Here is an 18,337-nt window from a genome sequence, read left to right on the forward strand (position 1 = left end):
GCACCCGGTGAGAGTGCCGCGCTCCCGCCTGCGCGCCCTGTGCGCGCCGCGGTCAACTGATGAGTCTAGAGCGTGCCGCTCGACTCGGGGTACAGGGTCAGAGCTTGGTGACCTGGTCGAACGACAGCTCGACCGGGGTCTCGCGCTCGAAGAGCGAGACGAGCACCGTGAGCTTGCCGCTCTCGGGCTTGATCTCGTTGATCGTGCCGGGAAGGCCCGCGAACGAGCCCTCCTTGATCGTGATGGTCTCGCCGACCTCGAAGTCGATCTCGGCGGGGATGACGCGTGCCGCGACGCCGCCGCCCTTCGCGCCGCCGGTCTTGGCGGGCGCCTCGACGACCTGCACGGTCGACTTGAGCATCTGGAACGCCTCGTCGAAGCGCAACGGGGTGGGGTTGTGGGCGTTGCCGACGAACCCGGTCACGCCGGGCGTGTGACGCACGACCGACCAGCTGTCCTCGTTGAGGTCCATGCGCACGAGCACGTAGCTGGGGATGCGCACGCGGTTGACGAGCTTGCGCTGCCCGTTCTTGATCTCGACGACGTCCTCCATGGGGACCTGCACCTCGTAGATGCTCTCCTCCATGTTCATCGAGATCTTGCGGTTCTCGATGTTCTGCTTGACCCGCTTCTCGAAGCCGGCGTACGAGTGCACGACATACCACTTGCCCGGCTTCATGCGCAGCTCGAGCTTGAACTCCTCGTAGGGGTCGACCTCGGCCTCCTCAGCCTCGGCGTCGGCCTCGTCGGCGGCAGCAGCGGCGTCCTCGTCCTCGTCGGACTCGTCGTGGGTCGCCTCGGCCGCGGCGTCCGCCTCCTGGGCGGAGTCGATGTCGAGGGCGTCCTCGACGACGGCGTCCGCCTCCGGGTCGGCCGCCATGTCGAGGGCGTCGAGCAGGCCGTCGAGGTCGGGCTCGCGGTTCTCGTCGTCGACGACGTGCATCGCGTTGTGCTCAGCCGGGTCGGAGGAGTGCTGCTGAGAGTCGAGCACGTTGCCCTCCTGCGCCTCGTCCTCCTCAGAGGACTGCTCGGCGGCGGTCGCGAGATCGATGTCGCGCGGCAATTTCTCAGACACTGCTTCTTCTTTCCTTGTGCTGTCGAACGTGCACGGCTGTCGGACGTGCTCGTGGAGGCGGACTCAGCCGCCGGCGCCCAGGTTTCCCGTACCGAACAGGAAGTTCACGAGAGACCCGAACACGATGTCGAGGCCCGACACGATCGCCATCATGATGATCACGAAGACGAGCACGACGAGCGTGTAGGTGATGAGCTCGCGGCGCGTCGGCGTGACGACCTTGCTGAGCTCGTTGAGCACCTGACGGATGAACAGCGCGAAACGACCGAACGGTCCGCGCTTCTCGGCGCGCTCCCGCTTCGCCTTGGCGACGACATCCTCGCCGCCGGGCTCGTCGATCACATTGCTCACGTGATGCTCTACCTTCGTCGCTCGGGTACTGAACTGGGGGTGGTGCTCACCGCCACACTCGGCGCATCTCGTCCCACGTCGCGAACGGATGCGCCGAGCTCGGCGACTGTGCAGGGCGGACAGGACTCGAACCTGCAACCTGCGGTTTTGGAGACCGCTGCTCTACCAATTGAGCCACCGCCCTCTGCGGTGCGGCGCTGACCCGCGGGCATGCCAAAGCATGGCAGAGATCAACCACCGTGCCCCAGTGTAGGCGACGCGGGCGAGGCCGCCAACCTGACGGGATGCGCTGCGCGCGAGCCGAGCATCCCGAAGCCGGTCTGCGCGACGTCGGTAGACTGCGGGCGTGACCAGCGACTCTCGACGCATCGCCCACCGCATCGCCGCCATCAGCGAATCGGCCACCCTCAAGGTGGACGCGGAGGCCAAGGCCCTCAAGGCCGCTGGCCGCCCCGTCATCAGCTTCGCCGCGGGCGAGCCCGACTTCGCGACGCCCGACCACATCGTCGAGGCGGCCGTCGAGGCGGCGCGCGACCCGAAGAACCACCGATATACGCCGGCGGCCGGGCTGCCCGAGCTGCGGGAGGCGATCGCCGTCAAGACGCTGCGCGACTCGGGCCTCGAGGTGCCGGCGAGCCAGGTCATCGTCACCAACGGCGGCAAGCAGGCCGTCTACCAGGCCTTCCAGACGATCGTCGACGACGGCGACGAGGTGCTGCTGCCCGCCCCCTACTGGACCACCTACCCGGAGGTCGTCGCCCTCGCCGGCGGCACCCCCGTGGAGGTCTTCGCCGGCAGCGACCAGGACTACCTCGTCACGGTCGAGCAGCTTGAGGCAGCGCGCACGCCGCGCACGAAGGTGCTGCTCTTCGTGAGCCCCTCCAACCCGACCGGATCGGTCTACAGCCCCGAGCAGACGCGGGCCATCGGCGAGTGGGCCCTGCAGCACGGCATCTGGGTGATCACCGACGAGATCTACCAGTCCCTCACCTACGACGGCGCGCGCGCGATGTCGATCGTCGAGGCTGTTCCCGAGCTGGCCGAGCAGTGCATCCTCGTCAACGGCGTCGCCAAGACCTACGCGATGACCGGCTGGCGCGTGGGGTGGATGATCGGCCCGAAGGACGTCATCGCGGCGGCCTCGAACCTGCAGTCGCACCTGTCGAGCAACGTCGCGAACGTCTCGCAGCGCGCGGCCCTCGCCGCCCTCACCGGCCCGCAGGACGCCGTCGCCACGATGCGCGAGGCCTTCGACCGCCGCCGGCGCCTCGCCGTCGCCGAGCTCAATGCGATCGACGGGATGCTCACCCCCACCCCCACGGGAGCCTTCTACGTCTACCCCGACGTCACGGGGCTGCTCGGCCGCGAGTGGCACGGGGTGACGCCGACGACCTCGCTCGAGCTCGCCGAGCTGATCCTCGAGAAGGCCGAGGTCGCGGCGGTGCCCGGCGAGGCATTCGGCCCGAGCGGGTACCTGCGGTTCAGCTACGCGCTCGGCGACGCTGACCTGCTCGAAGGCATCCAGCGCCTGCAGCGCTTCTTCGCGGCGTAGTCGACAGGCGCGGCGTCAGCGCTGCGCGGCGGCGTACGCCTCGCGGATCTCGGCGGGGATGCGCCCGCGGTCGCCCACCGTGAAACCGTTGCGCTGCGCCCACTCGCGCACGGCGGCCGTGTCGCTCGAGCCGCTCGAACGCTTGCGCGGGGCGGCACCTCCGCGGCGGCCCGTCGAGCGCGCGTTCGCGATGAACGGCGCGAGAGCATCCCGCAGCGCCGCCTGGTTGTCGTCACCGAGGTCGATCTCGTAGTTCGTGCCGTCGAGTGCGAACGAGACCGTGCCGCCCGTGCCGGGCTCGATCACCGTGCCGTCGATATCGTCGACGAGTTCGGTGGTAATGCGCTTCATGGAATTCCCCCTCGATAAACAATGGCGCTGGTGCGCTGAGTATGCGCACCGCAGTGTACGGATTATCCCACTCGTGCGCATTTCCGTTCCAAGGTCCACCAGTCGGTGGACGGCAGATTAGGCCTGACGGCCGTTGTCGCGACCGGGCTGCGAGGCGCAGAGTAGTCGCATGACCACACACGAGAACGTCGTCGAGGTGCGCGAATTGCGCAAGAATTACGGCCATTTCGCCGCCGTCGACGGTATTGACTTCGATATTCACCGGGGCGAGACATTCGCCCTGCTCGGCCCGAACGGCGCAGGAAAGTCGACGACGATCGAGATCCTCGAGGGCTACCGCGCCCGCACCTCGGGCGAGGCCCGCGTGCTCGGCGTCGACCCCGGTCGCGGCGGCCTCGACTGGAAGGCGCGGCTCGGCATCGTGCTGCAGTCCTCCGGCGAGAGCGGCAACGTCACGGTCGTCGAGCAGCTGCGGCACTTCGCCTCGTTCTACCCGAACCCGCGGGATGTCGACGAGGTGATCGCCGCCGTCGGGCTGGAGGAGAAGCGCAGCACGCTCATCCGCAAGCTCTCGGGGGGCCAGCGTCGCCGCGTCGACGTGGCGGTCGGCATCATCGGCCGCCCCGAGCTGCTGTTCTTGGACGAGCCGACGACGGGTTTCGACCCCGAGGCGCGCCGCAGCTTCTGGGGCCTCATCCGCACCCTGCAGAGCGAGGGCACGACGATCCTCCTCACGACCCACTACCTCGACGAGGCCGCCCAGCTGGGCGACCGCGCAGGAGTCATCGCGGGTGGTCGCATGGTCGACCTCGCCCCGATCGGCGAGCTGGGCGGTGCGGATGCTCGCATTCCGATCGTGCGCTGGCGCGAGTCTGGTGAGCAGCGTGAGCAGCGCACCGACGCACCGGGCGCACTCGTCGCCGCCCTGCTCGACCGGCTCGGGCCGGAACCCGAGGCGCTCGAGGTGATCCGCCCGAGCCTCGAAGACGTCTATCTCGACCTCATCGGCCACGAGGCCGCCGAGCGCCAGGAGGTGGCCTCATGATCCGCACGATCCGTTTGGGTGGGCGACGCATCGCCTACGAGACCCGCGCCTACTTCCGCCAGGGAGACTCGGTCTTCTTCACGTTCCTCTTCCCCGTCGTTCTCCTCACGATCTTCGCGGTCTCGTTCAGCGAGGCGAGCTTCGGGCAGACCGCCGACGGCACCGAGGTCACGTCAGCATGGTTCTACCTGCCCGCGATGCTCGCGGCCGGTCTGCTGCTGAGCGGCGTGCAGAACCTCGCGATCGACATCGCCATCGAGAAGAGCGACGGCACGCTCAAGCGCCTCGCCGGCTCTCCTCTGCCCGTCGTGAGCTACTTCATCGGCAAGCTCGGGCAGTCCTTCGTGACGGGCCTCCTGCAAGCGGGCGTGCTCCTGGCGCTCGGCTTCACGGTCTTCGGCGTGCCGCTGCCCGACGAGCCCGAGAAGTGGGGCATCTTCGCGTGGGTGTTCGTGCTCGGCGTGATGACCTCGGCCATTCTCGGCATCGCCTTGAGCGCCGTGCCCCGCAGCGGCAAGAGTGCCGCAGCGGTCGTGATCCCCATCGCGCTGGTTCTGCAGTTCATCTCGGGCGTGTACCTCGCGTTCAGCAACCTGCCGGAGTGGCTGCAGAACGTCGCGAGCGTGTTCCCGCTCAAGTGGATGGCGCAGGGCATGCGGAGCGTCTTCCTGCCCGACGAGCTCGTCGTGCTCGAGCAGAACAAGTCGTGGGATCTTCCCGGTGTCGCGCTCGTCCTCGGGCTCTGGCTCGTCGTCGGCATCGTACTGGCCCGCCTGTCGTTCCGCTGGATCCGCAAGGATAGCTAGATGACCGCAGCACGGGGATGGAGCACGGCCGTCATCGCGACGGCCGTGCTCCTCGCGATACTGCTCGTGCTCGGCGAGTTGCCGCCGTGGCGATTCGCGCTGGCGCTCGCGGTGGTCGGGCTCCTCGTCACCGGGTGGTTCGTGTTCGGTCTTCGGCGGGCCGACGACCCTCGCGGATCCCTTCCGCTCGTCGCCGTGACCATTGTCACGGTCGGCCTGGGTGTCGCCGTGACCCCCACTCTCGCCTTCATGCAGGTTCTCGCTTACCCGATCGCCTGGATGTTCATGCCGACGTTCCGTCGTGGTGTCGTTGCGAACCTTCTGCTTGCTCTCGCCGTCGCCCTGGGCTACCTCGTCAGTCTCGGCACCGCGCCAGACGATCTGCGGCAGATTGCGATCACGGTGGTCCTATCCCTCGCGTTCAGCATGGCCATGGGCTTCTGGATCGCCCGCATCATGACCCTCGGCGAGGAGCGGGGCCGGCTGCTCGCCGAGCTGCAGGGCGCGCAGGAGCAGATCGCCGCCCTGCACCGCGACGCCGGAGCCGCAGCCGAGCGCGAGCACCTCGCCCGCGAGCTGCACGACACGATCGCGCAAGACCTCACGGGGCTCGTCATGCTCGCCCAGCGCGCCCGGCGGGAGGGCGCGGGCGCGGTGGAGACGCTCGCGCTCATCGAGGAGAACGCGCGGGGCGTGCTCGCCGAGACGCGCGCACTGGTCGCCGCCGGGGCGAGCGTCGAAACGGGCGAGACCCGGGTCGACGTGCTCAGTGCGCTGCGCCGCATCGCCGAGCGATTCCAGCGCGAGACGGGCATCACCGTCACCGTGCAGGGGCCGGAGAGGCTCGTGCTGCCGCGCGACCTCGAGGTGGTCGTGCTGCGCTGTGCGCAGGAGGCGCTCGCGAATGCGCGCAAGCATGCTCGAGCATCCCGCATCGAGGTGGGCCTCGTCGCCGGTGACGGCGCCGTGCGCGTCACCGTGACCGACGACGGCATCGGCTTCGACCCGGCCGACGCACCAGACGGGTTCGGGCTGCCCGGCATGCGCGATCGCCTCGCCATCGTGGGCGGCTCGCTCACCGTCACGAGCGCCCCCGGTGAGGGCACGCGGCTCACCGCCGAGGTGCGCGTGCAGGAGCTCGCGCTGTGATCCGCGTGCTCGTGGCCGACGACCACGCCGTCGTTCGCGCCGGCATCGTCTCGCTCCTCGAGGGCGAGGACGGCATCGAGGTGGTCGGCGAGGCGGTCGACGGTGAGGACGCCGTGGGTCGCGCCCTCGCGCTGCGCCCCGATCTCGTCGTCATGGACGTACGGATGCCCGGGCTCACGGGCGACCAGGCGACGGCGCGCATCCGCGAGCAGGCCCCCGAGGTACGCGTGCTCGTGCTCACGACCTACGAGTCGGATGCGAGCATCCTCGCCGCGATCGAGGCCGGAGCGAGCGGATACCTGCTCAAGGCCGCCCCCGCGGAAGAGCTCGTCGCGGGCGTGCGGTCGGTCGCCGCGGGCGAGGTCGCGCTCTCGCCGTCGATCGCCGCGCAACTCGTGACGCGCATGCGCGAGCCGGCGCCCGCAGCGCTCACGCCGCGCGAGACCGAGGTGCTGCGGCTCGTCGCCGAGGGGCTCAGCAACCGCCAGATCGGCGAGCGCCTCTTCCTCGGCGAGGCGACCGTGAAGACGCACCTGCTGCGCACCTTCGAGAAGCTCGGGGTGAACGACCGCACGCGCGCGGTCACCCTCGCGATGGAGCGCGGGCTCCTCTAGCCGAAAGCGCAGCGGCCACGGCGTGATCGCCGCGCGGCGTCTCCACAATTCAGGAGTTTCTGCAGCGGGTGCCTGGTGACACGCCGACGGCGCCCCCGTGCGGGCCATGCGGCGGCCCTCACTCCTGAATTGTGGAGGTGACAGCCTCGAGTGGGTGGGGTAGGCCGGGACTAGAGCTCGACGCCGAGGAAGACCGGCTCGGGGTGCAACACGACCCCGAACTCGCTCATGACGCGCGTCTGGATGTACCCGGCGAGCTGAGCGACCTCGCGCGCGGTCGCCGTGCCACTCGCGTTCGTGAGCGCGAGCGTGTGCTTCTTCGACACCGCGGCGCCGGAGCCGGGCAGCGCGAAGCCGCGGCCGATGCCGGAGTGCTCGATGAGCCAGGCGGCGCTGAGCTTGACGGTGCCCTCGACGACGGGCGGCGGCGGCGCGGGCTCGGCGCCGAGGGGCACCGCGCGCGTCGGCGCCTCCGGCTGCTGCGCCCAGCGCGGTGCCTCTCCCGGCAGAGTGCGCGCGAAAGCCTCGCTCACGATGGGGTTGGTGAAGAACGATCCGGCGCTCACCGAGTCGGGGTCGTCGGGGTCGAGCACCATGCCCTTCGCGGCCCGCAGCGCGAGCACCGCGGCGCGCACACCGACCAGCGGCGCGGTCTCGCCGATCTCGACGCCGAGGGCGTCGGCGAGCTGGGCGTAGCGCACGGGTCGGCTGCGAGCATCCTCGTCGGCGCCGAGGGCGAGGTCGATGCTCAGCACGACCGCGCGACGCCCCCGCTTGATGCTGCTCGTGCGGTAGCCGAGCTCGAGCAGGGGCGCGGGCCACGTCGTGCGCTCCCCCGAGTCGAGGTCGAGCACCTCGACGGCGACGAGGCTCTCGGCGAGCTCCTGCCCGTAGGCGCCGATGTTCTGGATGGGGGCGGCTCCGCAGGAGCCTGGGATGCCCGACAGGGCCTCCACGCCTGACCAGCCCTGGCGCACGGTGTGCTCGACGAGCGCCTCCCACGGCTCCCCGGCCTGCACGCGCAATCGGATGGGGCGCGCCGAGCCGGGCGCATCCGGCATTCGCTCGATGCCGCGCGTCGCGACCCGCACGACGACGCCCTCGACGCCGTCATCGCCGATGAGCACGTTCGAGCCGCCGCCGAGCACGAGCCACGGCTCGCCCACGCGATCGGCCTCGACCACTGTCTCGACGAGCTCGTCGGTCTCGGTCGCGTCGACGAAGCGCTCGGCCTCGCCGCCGATGCGCAGGGTCGTCAGGTCGCTGAGCTTCATGAGGGTCGAGGAGCTAGTGCGCGCTGATGCGCACCTGCGCCTTGCCGAGCACGGTCTGCCCCTCGTAGACGGCGGTGAGATCGATGCGCGCGCCGGCGTCGTCGATCACGCTGACGGTCGCCGTGATCGTCACCTCGGCGCCGGTGGCCGGGTCGACGACGACGGGGCGCGTGAAGCGCACCTGGTAGTCGCTCACCCAGCCGCGGCCGTCGAGCCAGTCGACGACGGGCTGCACGGCGACGCCCATCGTGAGCATGCCGTGCGCGAGCACGCCCGGCAGGCCCACCTGCGCGGCGACGTCGTCGCGGTAGTGGATGGGGTTGAAGTCGCCGCTCGCCCCCGCGTAGCGCACGAGGGTGTCGCGGCTGAGGGCGAAGGTCTGCTCGGCGACGACCTGGCCGACCTCGAGGTTCAGCGTGTCGGCGAGGCTCACGAGTCGTCTCCTCTCACGACGAGCGTCGACACGCTCGTGACGACGTGCGCGCCCTCGGCGTCGACCATGGTGCTCTCGCTCGCGACCATGCTGTTGCCGCCGAGCGTCTTGATGCTCGTCACGCGCAGGGTCGCGGTGAGCTCGTCGCCGGCGACGATGGGGCGCGAGTAGGTGAAGCGCTGGTCGCCGTGCACGACGCGGCTGAAGTCGATGCCGGCATCCGGCTCGGCGAGCAGCTGCTGCAGGGTCGCCTCGGCGATGACGATGGGAAAGGTCGGCGGGGCGACGACGTCCGCGTAGCCGGCGGCCTGCGCTGCGGCCGGGTCGTGATGCAGGGGCGAGGTCGCGAGAGTGGCGCGCGCGAACTCGCGCACCTTCTCGCGCCCCACAAGGTAGGGAGGCGTCGCAGCGAACTCGCGCTCGGTCAGATCAGGGTTCACGGGCACCCGCCCAGTCTAGGCGGCGGGCTCAGACCGGCGAGCGGGTTCAGAAGAGGGCGGTGCCGAGGAGCCGGTCGAGGATGCTCCGCCCGAGCATCCTCTCGGCCGCGTGGCCGCGCCGCTCACCGCGCACGAGCAGCTCGAGCCCGCGCACGGCCGCGACGGCGCCGAGCACGAGCTCGTCCCGTTCGCTCGGCACGCGCCCGTAACCGTGCAGGAAGGCCGCGCGCAGGGCGGGCGCGTCGCGCCACGCTCCGTACTCGAGCCACAGCAGGTCGGCCGACCACGGTTCGAACTCGAAGGCGGCGAAGTCGACGAAGCGCACGCGGCCGCCCGGGTCGACGACCCAGTGGCGGGGATGCAGCTGACGGTGCGCGGGCACGTGGTCGAGCGCGCCCAGGTCGAGGGCCGCGGCGACGTGCTGCCGGGCGGCGTGACGCTCCTCGGCGCCCCGCTCGCCCCACAGGTCGTCGGCGAGGGTGCTCCAGCGTTCGAAGTCGGCGGCGATGATCGGGCCGAAGCGGTCGTGGCGCACGGGTGGGGCGGAGTCGTGCAGGCGGCGCAGCAGCTCGCCGGCGCGAGCGTGCACGGCCTCGTCGTGCTCGAGCTCCGTGCCTGCGGCCTGCTCGCCGAGCACGTGCGAGACGACCACGAGGCGCAGGGCCGGGTCGCTCAGCACGAGGCGCGGCGCGTCGCCGCTCAGCGCGGGAGTGTGGTGGTGCAGGGCGGTGTCTTCGCGGCGGTGCGGCAGAGCATCCCGATGCCATTTGACGACCGCGCGCTCCTCGCCGCGCGTGACGACCTGCAGAACGCGCGAGACCTTGTGAGCGCCGTCGTGCTCGGCGACGACGTCGACGGGGCCGAGGGTGCGATGCACGCGATCGAGCACTTCGGCGTCGGAGGCGAGGCGCGTCGAGGAGCGCCCCAGTTCGGGCGTCAGGGCATCGACGGTGATGCTCACGACCGGCCTCCTGTACTCGACGGTGCGCTACGCGCGGTCTCCTGATAGCACGAAACCCCGGTCACCTCGTGGTGGACCGGGGCCTCGGCAGAACCGTGTATCAGCTCGTGGGTGCGATGCCTACTGGCAGCTGTCGCACTGCAGCATGTCCATGGGGTCGACGGGAACGTCGTAGCCGCCCACGGTGTCGTTGTCGTTGTCCATTGCGGACCTCCTCTTGGTATGAATTCTCCGCCCCCGGCGGCTAGGGCTCTCACTATATACAGGGAATGACACGGTTGTCATTCCCCTAGATGTTGTGGTCTCGGCGTGTCGCGACAAGATGCGCGCACAGCGCCGCAGACAGCCCAGCGCCGTACTCTGAGAGCACCGCTCTCCTCACGCAAGGACACCATGCCGTCGCCCGATGCCTCCCGCCCGTCCCCTCGGGGTGCGGGGCGACCGCACCTGCCGGCGAGCCCCGTCGAGGAGGGCGTGCTCGTGGCCCGCTCGGCATTGCGCCTGGCCATCAAGAACCGCATCATCATGCTGACGCTGCGCGACGAGGAGCCGTGGCGGGACGAGGTCATGATCGAGCTCGCGCGGCGGGAGATCGAGACGCTCATGGCCGAGCTGACGCAGACCGCAGAGCGGCTCGAAGCGGCCAGCGCCGCGCCGCGCCGCGCTTTCGGGCTCTCCCGCCGCGCCGCCGCCAATGCGCGGCAGGACGCCGAGCATCAGCGCACGCGCGCCCGCATCCTGCGCGGCGTGGTCGACCGCCTGCGCGAGATCGAGGAGGACCCCGCCCAGACGCACGCCCTGCTCGCGGTCGCGCGCGAGGAGACCCTCGCCGAGCTCACCCAGGCGCGGCTCATCCCCGTCGGCGCCGAGCAGACCGAGGAGGAGCGGCGCGCGAGCATGGACGCCGTCAAGGAGGACCTGCGCGAGCAGCTCGCCCTGCAGCAGCTCAAAGATCTGCCCGAGGGGTACTGACGGGCGCAGGTTACTGCGAGGCGCAGGGTACTGAGTAGCGAGGGCGGGACTCGATCCCTACCGTGCCGCCTCGACGCCGCTGCGCGGCGCCGCGGACTGCGCGGTGGGGGCCCAGGAAGGTTCTCGGCGACACCCTGGATACCAATGCGAAGAGCCCCGCCGAGGCGGGGCTCTTCGCATTGGTAGCGAGGGCGGGACTCGAACCCGCGACACCACGATTATGAGCCGTGTGCTCTAACCACCTGAGCTACCCCGCCGGGTAGGCCTCCCGCATTGTGTGCGAGAGGGCCAGGGCCCCGAGTCAGGATTGAACTGACGACCCCTTCCTTACCATGGAAGTGCTCTACCACTGAGCTATCGGGGCGCGACCGTAGAGCCCGGAGGGCGAAACGGCACCGCAACAGATTAGCACTACGCTCCCGGCCCGATCGCACGCGTGTGGCGCGAGAAGCGAGGATGGAACCGTTTCCACATGGGGCGCGGTGGCCGTATCGTGGTCGTCATGCCTCACGAGAACACCGCGACTGCCACCCTGCCCTCCGGGCACCCCCGCGAGCTGGCTTCTGCCCCGGGCTCCGAGTGGTGGCGCTCCGCCGTCATCTACCAGATCTACCCGCGGTCGTTCGCCGACGCGTCGGGCGACGGCATCGGCGACCTCGCCGGCATCACGCAGCGGCTCGAGTCGCTCGCGAACCTCGGCGTCGACGCCGTCTGGCTCTCCCCCTTCTTCCGCTCGCCGCAGAAGGACGCCGGCTACGACGTCTCCGACTACTGCGACGTCGACCCCATCTTCGGCACCCTCGACGACTTCGACGCACTGCGCGACCGCGCGCACGAGCTGGGCCTGCGCGTCATCGTCGACCTCGTGCCCAACCACTGCTCGAGCGAGCACGAGTGGTTCCAGGAGGCCATGGCGGCCGGCCCCGGCTCACCCGAGCGCGATCGCTTCATCTTCCGCCCCGGCACGGGTGAGAACGGCGAGCTGCCCCCCAACAACTGGCACTCGATGTTCGGCGGCCCCGCGTGGACGCGCACGACCAACGCTGACGGCACCCCCGGCGACTGGTACCTGCACCTGTTCGACAGCACGCAGCCAGACTTCGACTGGACGAACCCGTGGGTGTGGGAGCAGTTTCGGCAGATCCTGCGCTTCTGGCTCGACCGTGGCGCAGACGGCTTCCGCGTCGACGTCGCCCACGGTCTCATGAAGGCCGAAGGCCTGCCCGACATCGAGGAGGCCGCCGAGGAAGACAGCGAGCTCGCCGAGGGCCTTATGGGCTCCCTCGAGGTTCCCTACTGGGGGCAGGACACCGTGCACGCCGTCTACCGCGACTGGCACGCCGTGCTCGCCGAGTACGAGGGCGACCGCGTGCTGTGCGCCGAGGCCTGGGTCGAGCCGCTCGCGAAGGCCGCCCTGTGGGTGCGCCCCGACGAGATGCACCAGGCCTTCAACTTCTCCTACCTCGCGACCCCGTGGCTCGCGCCGCGCCTGCGCGACGTCATCACCGAGTCGCTCGAGGCCTTCACGGGCGTGGGCGCGCCGAGCACGTGGGTGCTCTCCAACCACGACGTCGTGCGCCACGCGAGCCGCCTCGGCCTGGCCCCGCATGCGGCGGGCCCCGGCGCCGGCATCGGCCCGGCATCCTCTGACAAGCCGGATGCCGCTCTCGGGCTGCACCGCGCCCGCGCAGCCACGGCGCTCATGCTCGCACTGCCGGGCAGCGCCTACCTCTACCAGGGCGAAGAGCTCGGCCTGCCGGAGGTCATCGAGCTCGACGACGAGTACCGTCAGGACCCGTCGTTCCACCGCACCGGCGGGGAAGTGTACGGGCGCGACGGCTGCCGCGTGCCGATCCCGTGGGAGCCCGACGCTCCCGCCTTCGGCTTCAACACGACCGGCGAGAGCTGGCTGCCGCAGCCGGAGACGTTCGCGCGGTTCGCGCACGCCGCGCAGGCCGGCGTCGAGGGCTCGACGCTCGAGCTCTACCGTCTCGCGCTCGCGCTGCGCGCCGAGCACGGCTTCGGCCTCGGCACGCTGACCTGGCTCGAGGGGTACGCCGACGACGTGCTCGCCTTCCGCAACGGCGGCGTCACGGTCATCGCGAACCTCGGCGATGCTCCCGTCGAGCTGCCGGCCGGCGAGGTCATCCTCGCGAGCGACCCGCTCGAGGCCGGCGCCGTACCGAGTGACACGACCGTGTGGGTGGCCGCCTGAGGCTACGCCCGACTACCGGGCGTTCGTCCTAGCTCGCGTTCGTCGTGAGCCAGGCGAAGGGGTCGATCTCGATGCCGTCGATGGCGATCTCGAGGTGCAGGTGCGGCCCCGTGGAGAGCCCCGAATTGCCAACCGTGCCGACGAGAGTCCCCACCGGGATCTCCTGCCCGACCTTGAGTGGCGAGCTGTCCCACTCCATGTGGGCATACAGGCTTGTGACCCTCTGCCCGTTGATCGTGTGCGAGATCTCGACTCGGTAGCCGTACGACGTGTACTCGCCGACGCCGGTGACGACGCCGTCGGCGATCGCGTAGATGGGATTGCCCCCTCCGCCAAGCATGTCGAGGCCGCGGTGGTAGGACGAGCAGCCGAAGCAAGGGGCAACGCGGTCGCCGAAGCCCGAGCTGATGGGCACCGGATTCGGGAACGGCCACCGCACAGCACCCGTGCCGTTGGTCGAATACGAGAAGTTGCGAGTACCGTACTTGAGCCGCAGCATCTCGGCGTACGAGGTCACCGACCAGTCGTCGCGACTCGCGACCGGGGCGGCAACGCTCTCGGTCGGGGCGATCTCGAGCACCTGGTCCTCGACCATCTCCGGCGCCGGCTCGGCGGCGGCGGCCTCGGTCGACTCGAGCTCGTTGGTCGGGATGGCGGCGTAGGCGGCCGACGCCGGCTGAGCATCCGGATCGAAGAGGGCGCTGGGGTGCACGGAGGTGCCGATGAGAAGCGCAGCGGCCGCCGCCATGACGACGGGCGGGAAGGTCTTCTGGGCGACCCGCTTGCCGAGGCGGGTGCGGGCGGGCGCTGACGCGGTGGCGGGCGGGCGGCTGGCCGGGGTGCGCGTCGCCACGCTGCGGCGACCGCGCGATGAGGCGGGATGCACGGGGCCGACCACGGCGGACGGCTCGGGTGCGCTCGGTGCTGACGCGGTCGGTGCCGTCGCGACCGAGGCCGCCGCGCTCGAGGCCGGGCTGGCCTGCAGCGCGGAAGCCTCGGCCGCCGTGTCGTCGACCGCGTCGAGCGGTGCGGTCGCCACATCGGCGGGGTCGATCGGAGCGGGAGGCGCGGCGGGCGAGGCAACCGCAGGAGTCGCGCGTGCATCGGCCTTCGCGCGACGGTCCTTGCGCCCACCGGCACGACCGCGGCGGCGCGAACTCGACTTCTCCGCCTCGCGCAAGGCACGACGGCTGAGGGGCGCGGGCGTCGTGGAGACGGCCTCGAGCGGAACCTCGACGGGCTGAGTTGCCGGGGATTCCTCACCAAATGTGAAGCCGAGGGATTGCAGGGTTCCGGGGAGGGCGGTGGCGTCCGTCTCGGGGGCGCTGTTCCGCGGCTGCAGCTCGTCTGTCACGGGTATCGGTAGGCCTTGATCACATCTCTAGTCGGGTTCTGGAACTCGAACGTGGGTAGTGGACCTTCTCGGGAAAGAGACAGGGTCAACCTCCGCGATTATCACGGATTGGTAAAGACTAACCGGTCGACGCCGATTCGACCAGTCCGTGAATCAACTTCGCAGGCGCCGCGGGCGGGCCTCACGACGGCGCCCCTCCGCCCGCCGCGACCTCCACGAGAAGCGGCTCGAGCAGGGCCGCCAACTCAGGGTGGGCCGCGAGCAGGAACGCCGTGCTGGGACGCGGCACCCCGAGGCCACTGACGCGCGCGCCAGCCTCCTCGGCGATGAGCGCGCCCGCCGCGTGATCCCACGGGTTGAGGGTGCGCTCGAAGTAGCCGTCGACGCGACCCGCCGCGACGGCGCACAGGTCGAGCGAGGCGGTGCCCATGCGGCGGATATCGCGCACGCGCGAGAGCAGGCGGGCGACGACCGCGCCCTGCTCGGCGCGAACAGCTGCGTCGTAGGCGAAGCCCGTCGCGAGCAGAGTGCGCTCGAGGGAGTCGGGCTGGGCGACGCGCAGCGGCTGCTCGCCGAGGAACGCTCCCCCACCGGCGGAACCGGTGAACAGCTCGCCCGTCGCCGGGTTGATGACCGCACCAGCGAGGGCCGTCCAGGTCTGCGGGTCGGGCTCGCCCTCGACGACGGCGATGCTCACCGCGTAGTGCGGGATGCCGTAGAGGAAGTTGACGGTGCCGTCGATCGGGTCGACGACCCAGGTGAGGCCGCTCGTGCCGCCTCCGCCCCCCGACTCCTCGCCGAGGAACGCGTCGTCGGGCCGCAGCTCGAGAAGTCGGCTGCGGATGAACGACTCGGTGTCGCGGTCGACCTGCGTCACGACATCCACCGAGGAGGACTTCACGTCGGCGACCTCGACGATGCCGCGGCGCGCCTCGGCGACCCGCTCGGCAGCCTCCACGGCGATGCCGCGGGCGATGGCGAGGAGCGAGGTATCAGTCATGGGTGGCGAGTGAGGGATTCGAACCCCCGAAGGCTGAGCCGTCTGATTTACAGTCAGATCCCTTTGGCCGCTAGGGTAACTCGCCGGGTGCGCGCCCGACCGATGTGGTCACCGAGCGGAAGCGCGAGTCAAGGATACAAGAGGTACGAGCCTCGCGTGACCATCGCGGTGCGGTCTCACGGCACCGCATCCGCGGCGGCCTGCGCGTAGAAGGCCGAGCGCGTCGCGACGGCGTCGAGGTAGCTGCTCGCCGAGTTGTAGGCGGCGATGCCCGCGCGCCACGACTCCTCGTCGCCGAGGGTCGGCGTCGCGCGGCACAGGTAGTTGGCGGCGGCGAGCGACGCGTCGTCGATGTTGTGCGGGTCGGCGACGCCGTCGCCGCTCGCGTCGACGTACCAGTTGGCCCAGCTGCCCGGGATGAACTGCATCGGGCCGACGGCGCGGTCGAACTCCGCGTCGCCGTCGATGGCGCCGTCGTCGGTGTCGGGGATGAGCGCGGTCGTCGACCCGTCGAGCGCGATGCCGATGATGGGCGGGCTCACGGTGCCGTCATCGGCGATGGATGCTCCGCCATAGCTGCCGTGCCGCGACTCGACCCAGCCGATGCCGGCGAGCGTGTTCCAGCCGAGGTCGCAGTCGGGTCGATCGCCGCGCTTCGCGATCGCGGCGCCGGCGTAGGCGGCGAGCGCCCGCGGGGGGATGCCCGTCTCGGTGGCGACGGCGGCGAGCCACTCGGGGTCGGGGAGGCCCGCGACCCCGGGGCGCGTGGGCTCGGAGGCCCCGGGCGGCACCTCGGCCGGCGCTGCCCAGCGCGGTGCGGGCGCGGCCTCGGTGGGGGCGGGTGGGGCCGCATCCCCGCCGCCGTCACGCGGAGCGAGCACGAGGGCGATGAGAAGCGCGAGCACGACACCGCCCGCGAGCAGCCCGCCGATCAGGGTGGCGAGGGCGCGGCGCGAGGGCATGCGCCATTCCACCATGCGCACCTGACGCGAGGCCGACCGGCGGCGCGGGGTGGCGGCTAGCATGGGCGCATGGCTGATTCCTCATTCGACATCGTGAGCAAGGTCGACAAGATGGAGGCGGAGAACGCCGTCAACCAGGCGCAGAAGGAGATCGCGCAGCGCTACGACTTCAAGGGCGTGGGCGCGTCGATCGAGTGGAGCGGCGAGAAGCTGCGGCTCAAGGCGAGTGCCGAGGAGCGCGTAAAGGCCGTGCTCGAAGTGCTCGAGGCGAAGATGATCAGGCGCGGTATCGGTATCCGCAGCCTCGACGAGGGTGAGCCCTACGCGAGCGGCAAGGAGTTCCGCATCGAGGTGGGGCTCAAGAACGGCATCTCGAGCGAGGACGCGAAGAAGATCGCCAAGATCATCCGCGACGAGGGGCCCAAGAGCGTCAAGAGCCAGATTCAGGGCGACGAGCTGCGCGTGCAGTCGAAGAGCCGCGATGACCTGCAGTCGGTCATCGCGCTGCTCAAGGGCAAAGACCTCGACGTGGCGCTGCAGTTCGTCAACATGCGCTGACATGTCGTGACGAGTGACTTCGGCGGTCACCCGCGTGGCAGCCGGGAGTACGGGCGACTGCTCGCCGCGCTCTTCATCGCGGGCATCGCGACCTTCACGCAACTGTGGTCGGCGCAGGGCGTGCTGCCGCAGATCGCGCGCGACCTCGAGGTCGGCCCCGCGACCGCCGCACTCACCGTGTCGGGCACGACGGCGGGGCTCGCCCTCGCCGTGCTGCCGTGGTCGTGGGTCGCCGATCGCATCGGTCGCCTCGCCGCGATGCGCATCGCGCTCGTCAGCGCGAGCGCCCTCGGGCTGCTCGCCCCGCTCGCGCCGAGCATCGAGCTGCTCGTCGGAGTGCGCATGGTCGAGGGTGTCGCCCTCGGCGGTCTCCCCGCTGTCGCGCTCACCTACCTGAGCGAGGAGGTCGACCGGCGGCATGCGGCGGTCGCCGCCGCGACCTACGTGGCGGGAACGAGCGTCGGCGGCCTCACGGGGCGGCTCGTGGCGGCGCCGGTCGCCGAGCTGAGCGACTGGCGCGGAGGGCTCGCCGCCGCGGCAGCCGTCGCCGCGGTCGCGGCGGTCGTGTTCCTTCTTCTCGCCCCGCGGGCTCGCGGCTTTCAGCCGGGCACGGTGCGGGGCGCGCGTCACATTGTCTCGGTCGTGCGCACGCTCTCACGAGATCGCGTCGTCGTGGCGCTGTGGCTGCAGGGCGCGCTCCTCATGGGAGCGCTCGTCACGATGTACAACTACCTGGGCTTCCACCTCGAGGAGGCGCCGTTCGGGCTGCCGCCCGCGGTCGCGTCACTGCTCTTCACCGCCTACCTCGCCGGCACGCTCTCCTCGCGCATGGCGGGCGCCCTCGTGGACCGGGTCGGCCGACGAGGCGTGCTTCTCGCCTCCGGCGCGCTCGTGCTCGTGGGCGCACTGCTCACCCTGGCGCCCGTGCTCGCGGTCGTCATCGTGGGTCTCGTCGCCCTCACCGCCGGGTTCTTCGCCGGCCACGCCGTGGCCTCCGGGTGGATCGGAGCGCGCGCGAGGGTGGGGCGGGCCCAGGCCGCGAGCATCTACACGCTCAGCTATTACGCCGGGTCGAGCGCCGCCGGCTGGCTCGGCGGCGTGCTGTTCGTGGTCGGCGACTGGCCCGCGGTGGTGGCGCTCGTCGTGGCGCTCGCGGGCTCGGCCACTCTCGCGGCGGCGATCGCCGCACGGGAGTCCCCGGCCGCGACCGATGCCGCTCAGTAGA

At 70.8% G+C, this 18,337-nt stretch carries 19 protein-coding genes and 4 tRNA genes; 9 read left to right on the plus strand and 14 right to left on the minus strand.

The genetic code is table 11. From position 1 onward, the window contains the following. Positions 1–97: 97 nt before the first annotated feature. The 3 genes from nusG to IE160_RS10970 form a co-directional block, all read right to left on the minus strand. Positions 98–1,075, minus strand: coding sequence for a transcription termination/antitermination protein NusG (gene nusG / locus IE160_RS10960; RefSeq protein ID WP_191151099.1), 978 nt, complete (start codon positions 1,073–1,075; stop codon positions 98–100). 63 nt (positions 1,076–1,138) lie between these two features. Next, entirely contained in the window at positions 1,139–1,426 is a 288-nt protein-coding gene (secE, locus tag IE160_RS10965; RefSeq protein WP_152583611.1) for a preprotein translocase subunit SecE, read from the minus strand. A gap of 111 nt (positions 1,427–1,537) precedes the next feature. Beyond that, a tRNA-Trp gene (locus tag IE160_RS10970) sits at positions 1,538–1,610 on the minus strand. Positions 1,611–1,772: 162 nt separating this feature from the next. Here IE160_RS10970 and IE160_RS10975 point away from each other — a divergent pair. Continuing rightward, positions 1,773–2,978, plus strand: a complete 1,206-nt coding sequence (locus IE160_RS10975; RefSeq protein WP_191151100.1) for a pyridoxal phosphate-dependent aminotransferase — start codon at positions 1,773–1,775, stop codon at positions 2,976–2,978. A 15-nt stretch (positions 2,979–2,993) separates the two neighbouring features. Here the strand turns inward: IE160_RS10975 and IE160_RS10980 are convergent, their stop codons facing one another. After that, entirely contained in the window at positions 2,994–3,329 is a 336-nt protein-coding gene (locus IE160_RS10980) for a histone-like nucleoid-structuring protein Lsr2 (protein WP_191151101.1), read from the minus strand. Between the two features lie 169 nt (positions 3,330–3,498). Here IE160_RS10980 and IE160_RS10985 point away from each other — a divergent pair, with 169 nt between their 5' ends. From IE160_RS10985 to IE160_RS11000, 4 genes are read left to right on the plus strand one after another with little or no spacing between them, the layout of a single operon-like run. Further along, positions 3,499–4,374 carry an ABC transporter ATP-binding protein gene (locus IE160_RS10985; RefSeq protein WP_191151102.1) on the plus strand — a complete coding sequence of 292 codons (876 nt, stop codon included), beginning with the start codon at positions 3,499–3,501 and terminating at the stop codon, positions 4,372–4,374. Then, positions 4,371–5,180, plus strand: a complete 810-nt coding sequence (locus tag IE160_RS10990) for an ABC transporter permease (protein WP_191151103.1) — start codon at positions 4,371–4,373, stop codon at positions 5,178–5,180. The genes IE160_RS10985 and IE160_RS10990 overlap by 4 nt, the downstream gene beginning before the upstream one ends. Next, positions 5,181–6,329, plus strand: coding sequence for a sensor histidine kinase (locus tag IE160_RS10995; RefSeq protein ID WP_191151104.1), 1,149 nt, complete (start codon positions 5,181–5,183; stop codon positions 6,327–6,329). After that, complete coding sequence (locus IE160_RS11000) at positions 6,326–6,943, plus strand: response regulator (RefSeq protein WP_191151105.1); 618 nt, start codon at positions 6,326–6,328, stop codon at positions 6,941–6,943. Before IE160_RS10995 ends, IE160_RS11000 begins: the two co-directional genes overlap by 4 nt. 170 nt (positions 6,944–7,113) lie before the next feature. Here IE160_RS11000 and IE160_RS11005 read toward each other — a convergent pair whose 3' ends face one another. Genes IE160_RS11005 through IE160_RS11020 form a run of 4 tightly spaced genes read right to left on the minus strand, consistent with a single transcriptional unit; the run spans position 7,114 to position 10,051 of the window. After that, positions 7,114–8,217 (minus strand): UDP-N-acetylmuramate dehydrogenase, encoded by a 1,104-nt coding sequence (locus tag IE160_RS11005; RefSeq protein WP_191151106.1) that lies wholly within the window; start codon positions 8,215–8,217, stop codon positions 7,114–7,116. Between the two features lie 13 nt (positions 8,218–8,230). Then, positions 8,231–8,650 carry a MaoC/PaaZ C-terminal domain-containing protein gene (locus IE160_RS11010; protein ID WP_224744471.1) on the minus strand — a complete coding sequence of 140 codons (420 nt, stop codon included), beginning with the start codon at positions 8,648–8,650 and terminating at the stop codon, positions 8,231–8,233. Next, entirely contained in the window at positions 8,647–9,096 is a 450-nt protein-coding gene (locus IE160_RS11015) for an FAS1-like dehydratase domain-containing protein (RefSeq protein WP_191151107.1), read from the minus strand. Before IE160_RS11015 ends, IE160_RS11010 begins: the two co-directional genes overlap by 4 nt. Positions 9,097–9,136: 40 nt before the next feature. Further along, positions 9,137–10,051: an aminoglycoside phosphotransferase family protein gene (locus IE160_RS11020; RefSeq protein WP_152583620.1), complete on the minus strand. Its 915-nt coding sequence runs from the start codon at positions 10,049–10,051 to the stop codon at positions 9,137–9,139. Positions 10,052–10,444: 393 nt separating this feature from the next. On the opposite strand from IE160_RS11020, the gene IE160_RS11025 reads away from it, so the two are divergent. Beyond that, positions 10,445–11,023, plus strand: a complete 579-nt coding sequence (locus IE160_RS11025) for a hypothetical protein (protein ID WP_179872614.1) — start codon at positions 10,445–10,447, stop codon at positions 11,021–11,023. A 180-nt stretch (positions 11,024–11,203) separates the two neighbouring features. Here IE160_RS11025 and IE160_RS11030 read toward each other — a convergent pair. Together IE160_RS11030 and IE160_RS11035 are read right to left on the minus strand one after the other, a co-directional pair. Next, positions 11,204–11,280 (minus strand) — tRNA-Met (locus tag IE160_RS11030). A 35-nt stretch (positions 11,281–11,315) separates the two neighbouring features. Next, a tRNA-Thr gene (locus tag IE160_RS11035) sits at positions 11,316–11,387 on the minus strand. Between the two features lie 138 nt (positions 11,388–11,525). Between IE160_RS11035 and IE160_RS11040 the strand changes: the two genes are divergently transcribed. Next, entirely contained in the window at positions 11,526–13,238 is a 1,713-nt protein-coding gene (locus tag IE160_RS11040; protein WP_179872615.1) for a glycoside hydrolase family 13 protein, read from the plus strand. Positions 13,239–13,266: 28 nt separating this feature from the next. Here IE160_RS11040 and IE160_RS11045 read toward each other — a convergent pair whose 3' ends face one another. The 4 genes from IE160_RS11045 to IE160_RS11060 all read right to left on the minus strand — a co-directional run bounded on the left by IE160_RS11045 (position 13,267) and on the right by IE160_RS11060 (position 16,617). Then, positions 13,267–14,592: a M23 family metallopeptidase gene (locus IE160_RS11045; RefSeq protein WP_152583623.1), complete on the minus strand. Its 1,326-nt coding sequence runs from the start codon at positions 14,590–14,592 to the stop codon at positions 13,267–13,269. A 181-nt stretch (positions 14,593–14,773) separates the two neighbouring features. Next, positions 14,774–15,592, minus strand: a complete 819-nt coding sequence (locus IE160_RS11050) for an inositol monophosphatase family protein (protein WP_191151108.1) — start codon at positions 15,590–15,592, stop codon at positions 14,774–14,776. A gap of 3 nt (positions 15,593–15,595) precedes the next feature. Further along, positions 15,596–15,677 (minus strand) — tRNA-Tyr (locus tag IE160_RS11055). A 91-nt stretch (positions 15,678–15,768) separates the two neighbouring features. Next, positions 15,769–16,617, minus strand: coding sequence for a lytic transglycosylase domain-containing protein (locus IE160_RS11060; RefSeq protein ID WP_224744472.1), 849 nt, complete (start codon positions 16,615–16,617; stop codon positions 15,769–15,771). A 6-nt stretch (positions 16,618–16,623) separates the two neighbouring features. Here IE160_RS11060 and IE160_RS11065 point away from each other — a divergent pair, with 6 nt between their 5' ends. Together IE160_RS11065 and IE160_RS11070 are read left to right on the plus strand one after the other, a co-directional pair. Then, positions 16,624–17,112 (plus strand): YajQ family cyclic di-GMP-binding protein, encoded by a 489-nt coding sequence (locus IE160_RS11065; RefSeq protein WP_191151109.1) that lies wholly within the window; start codon positions 16,624–16,626, stop codon positions 17,110–17,112. Positions 17,113–17,118: 6 nt separating this feature from the next. Further along, on the plus strand, positions 17,119–18,336 hold the full coding sequence (locus tag IE160_RS11070; protein WP_191151110.1) for an MFS transporter: 1,218 nt from the start codon (positions 17,119–17,121) through the stop codon (positions 18,334–18,336). Position 18,337: the final 1 nt, after the last annotated feature.

The organism is Chryseoglobus sp. 28M-23 (assembly GCF_014789785.1).
GTDB lineage: Bacteria > Actinomycetota > Actinomycetes > Actinomycetales > Microbacteriaceae > Microcella > Microcella indica.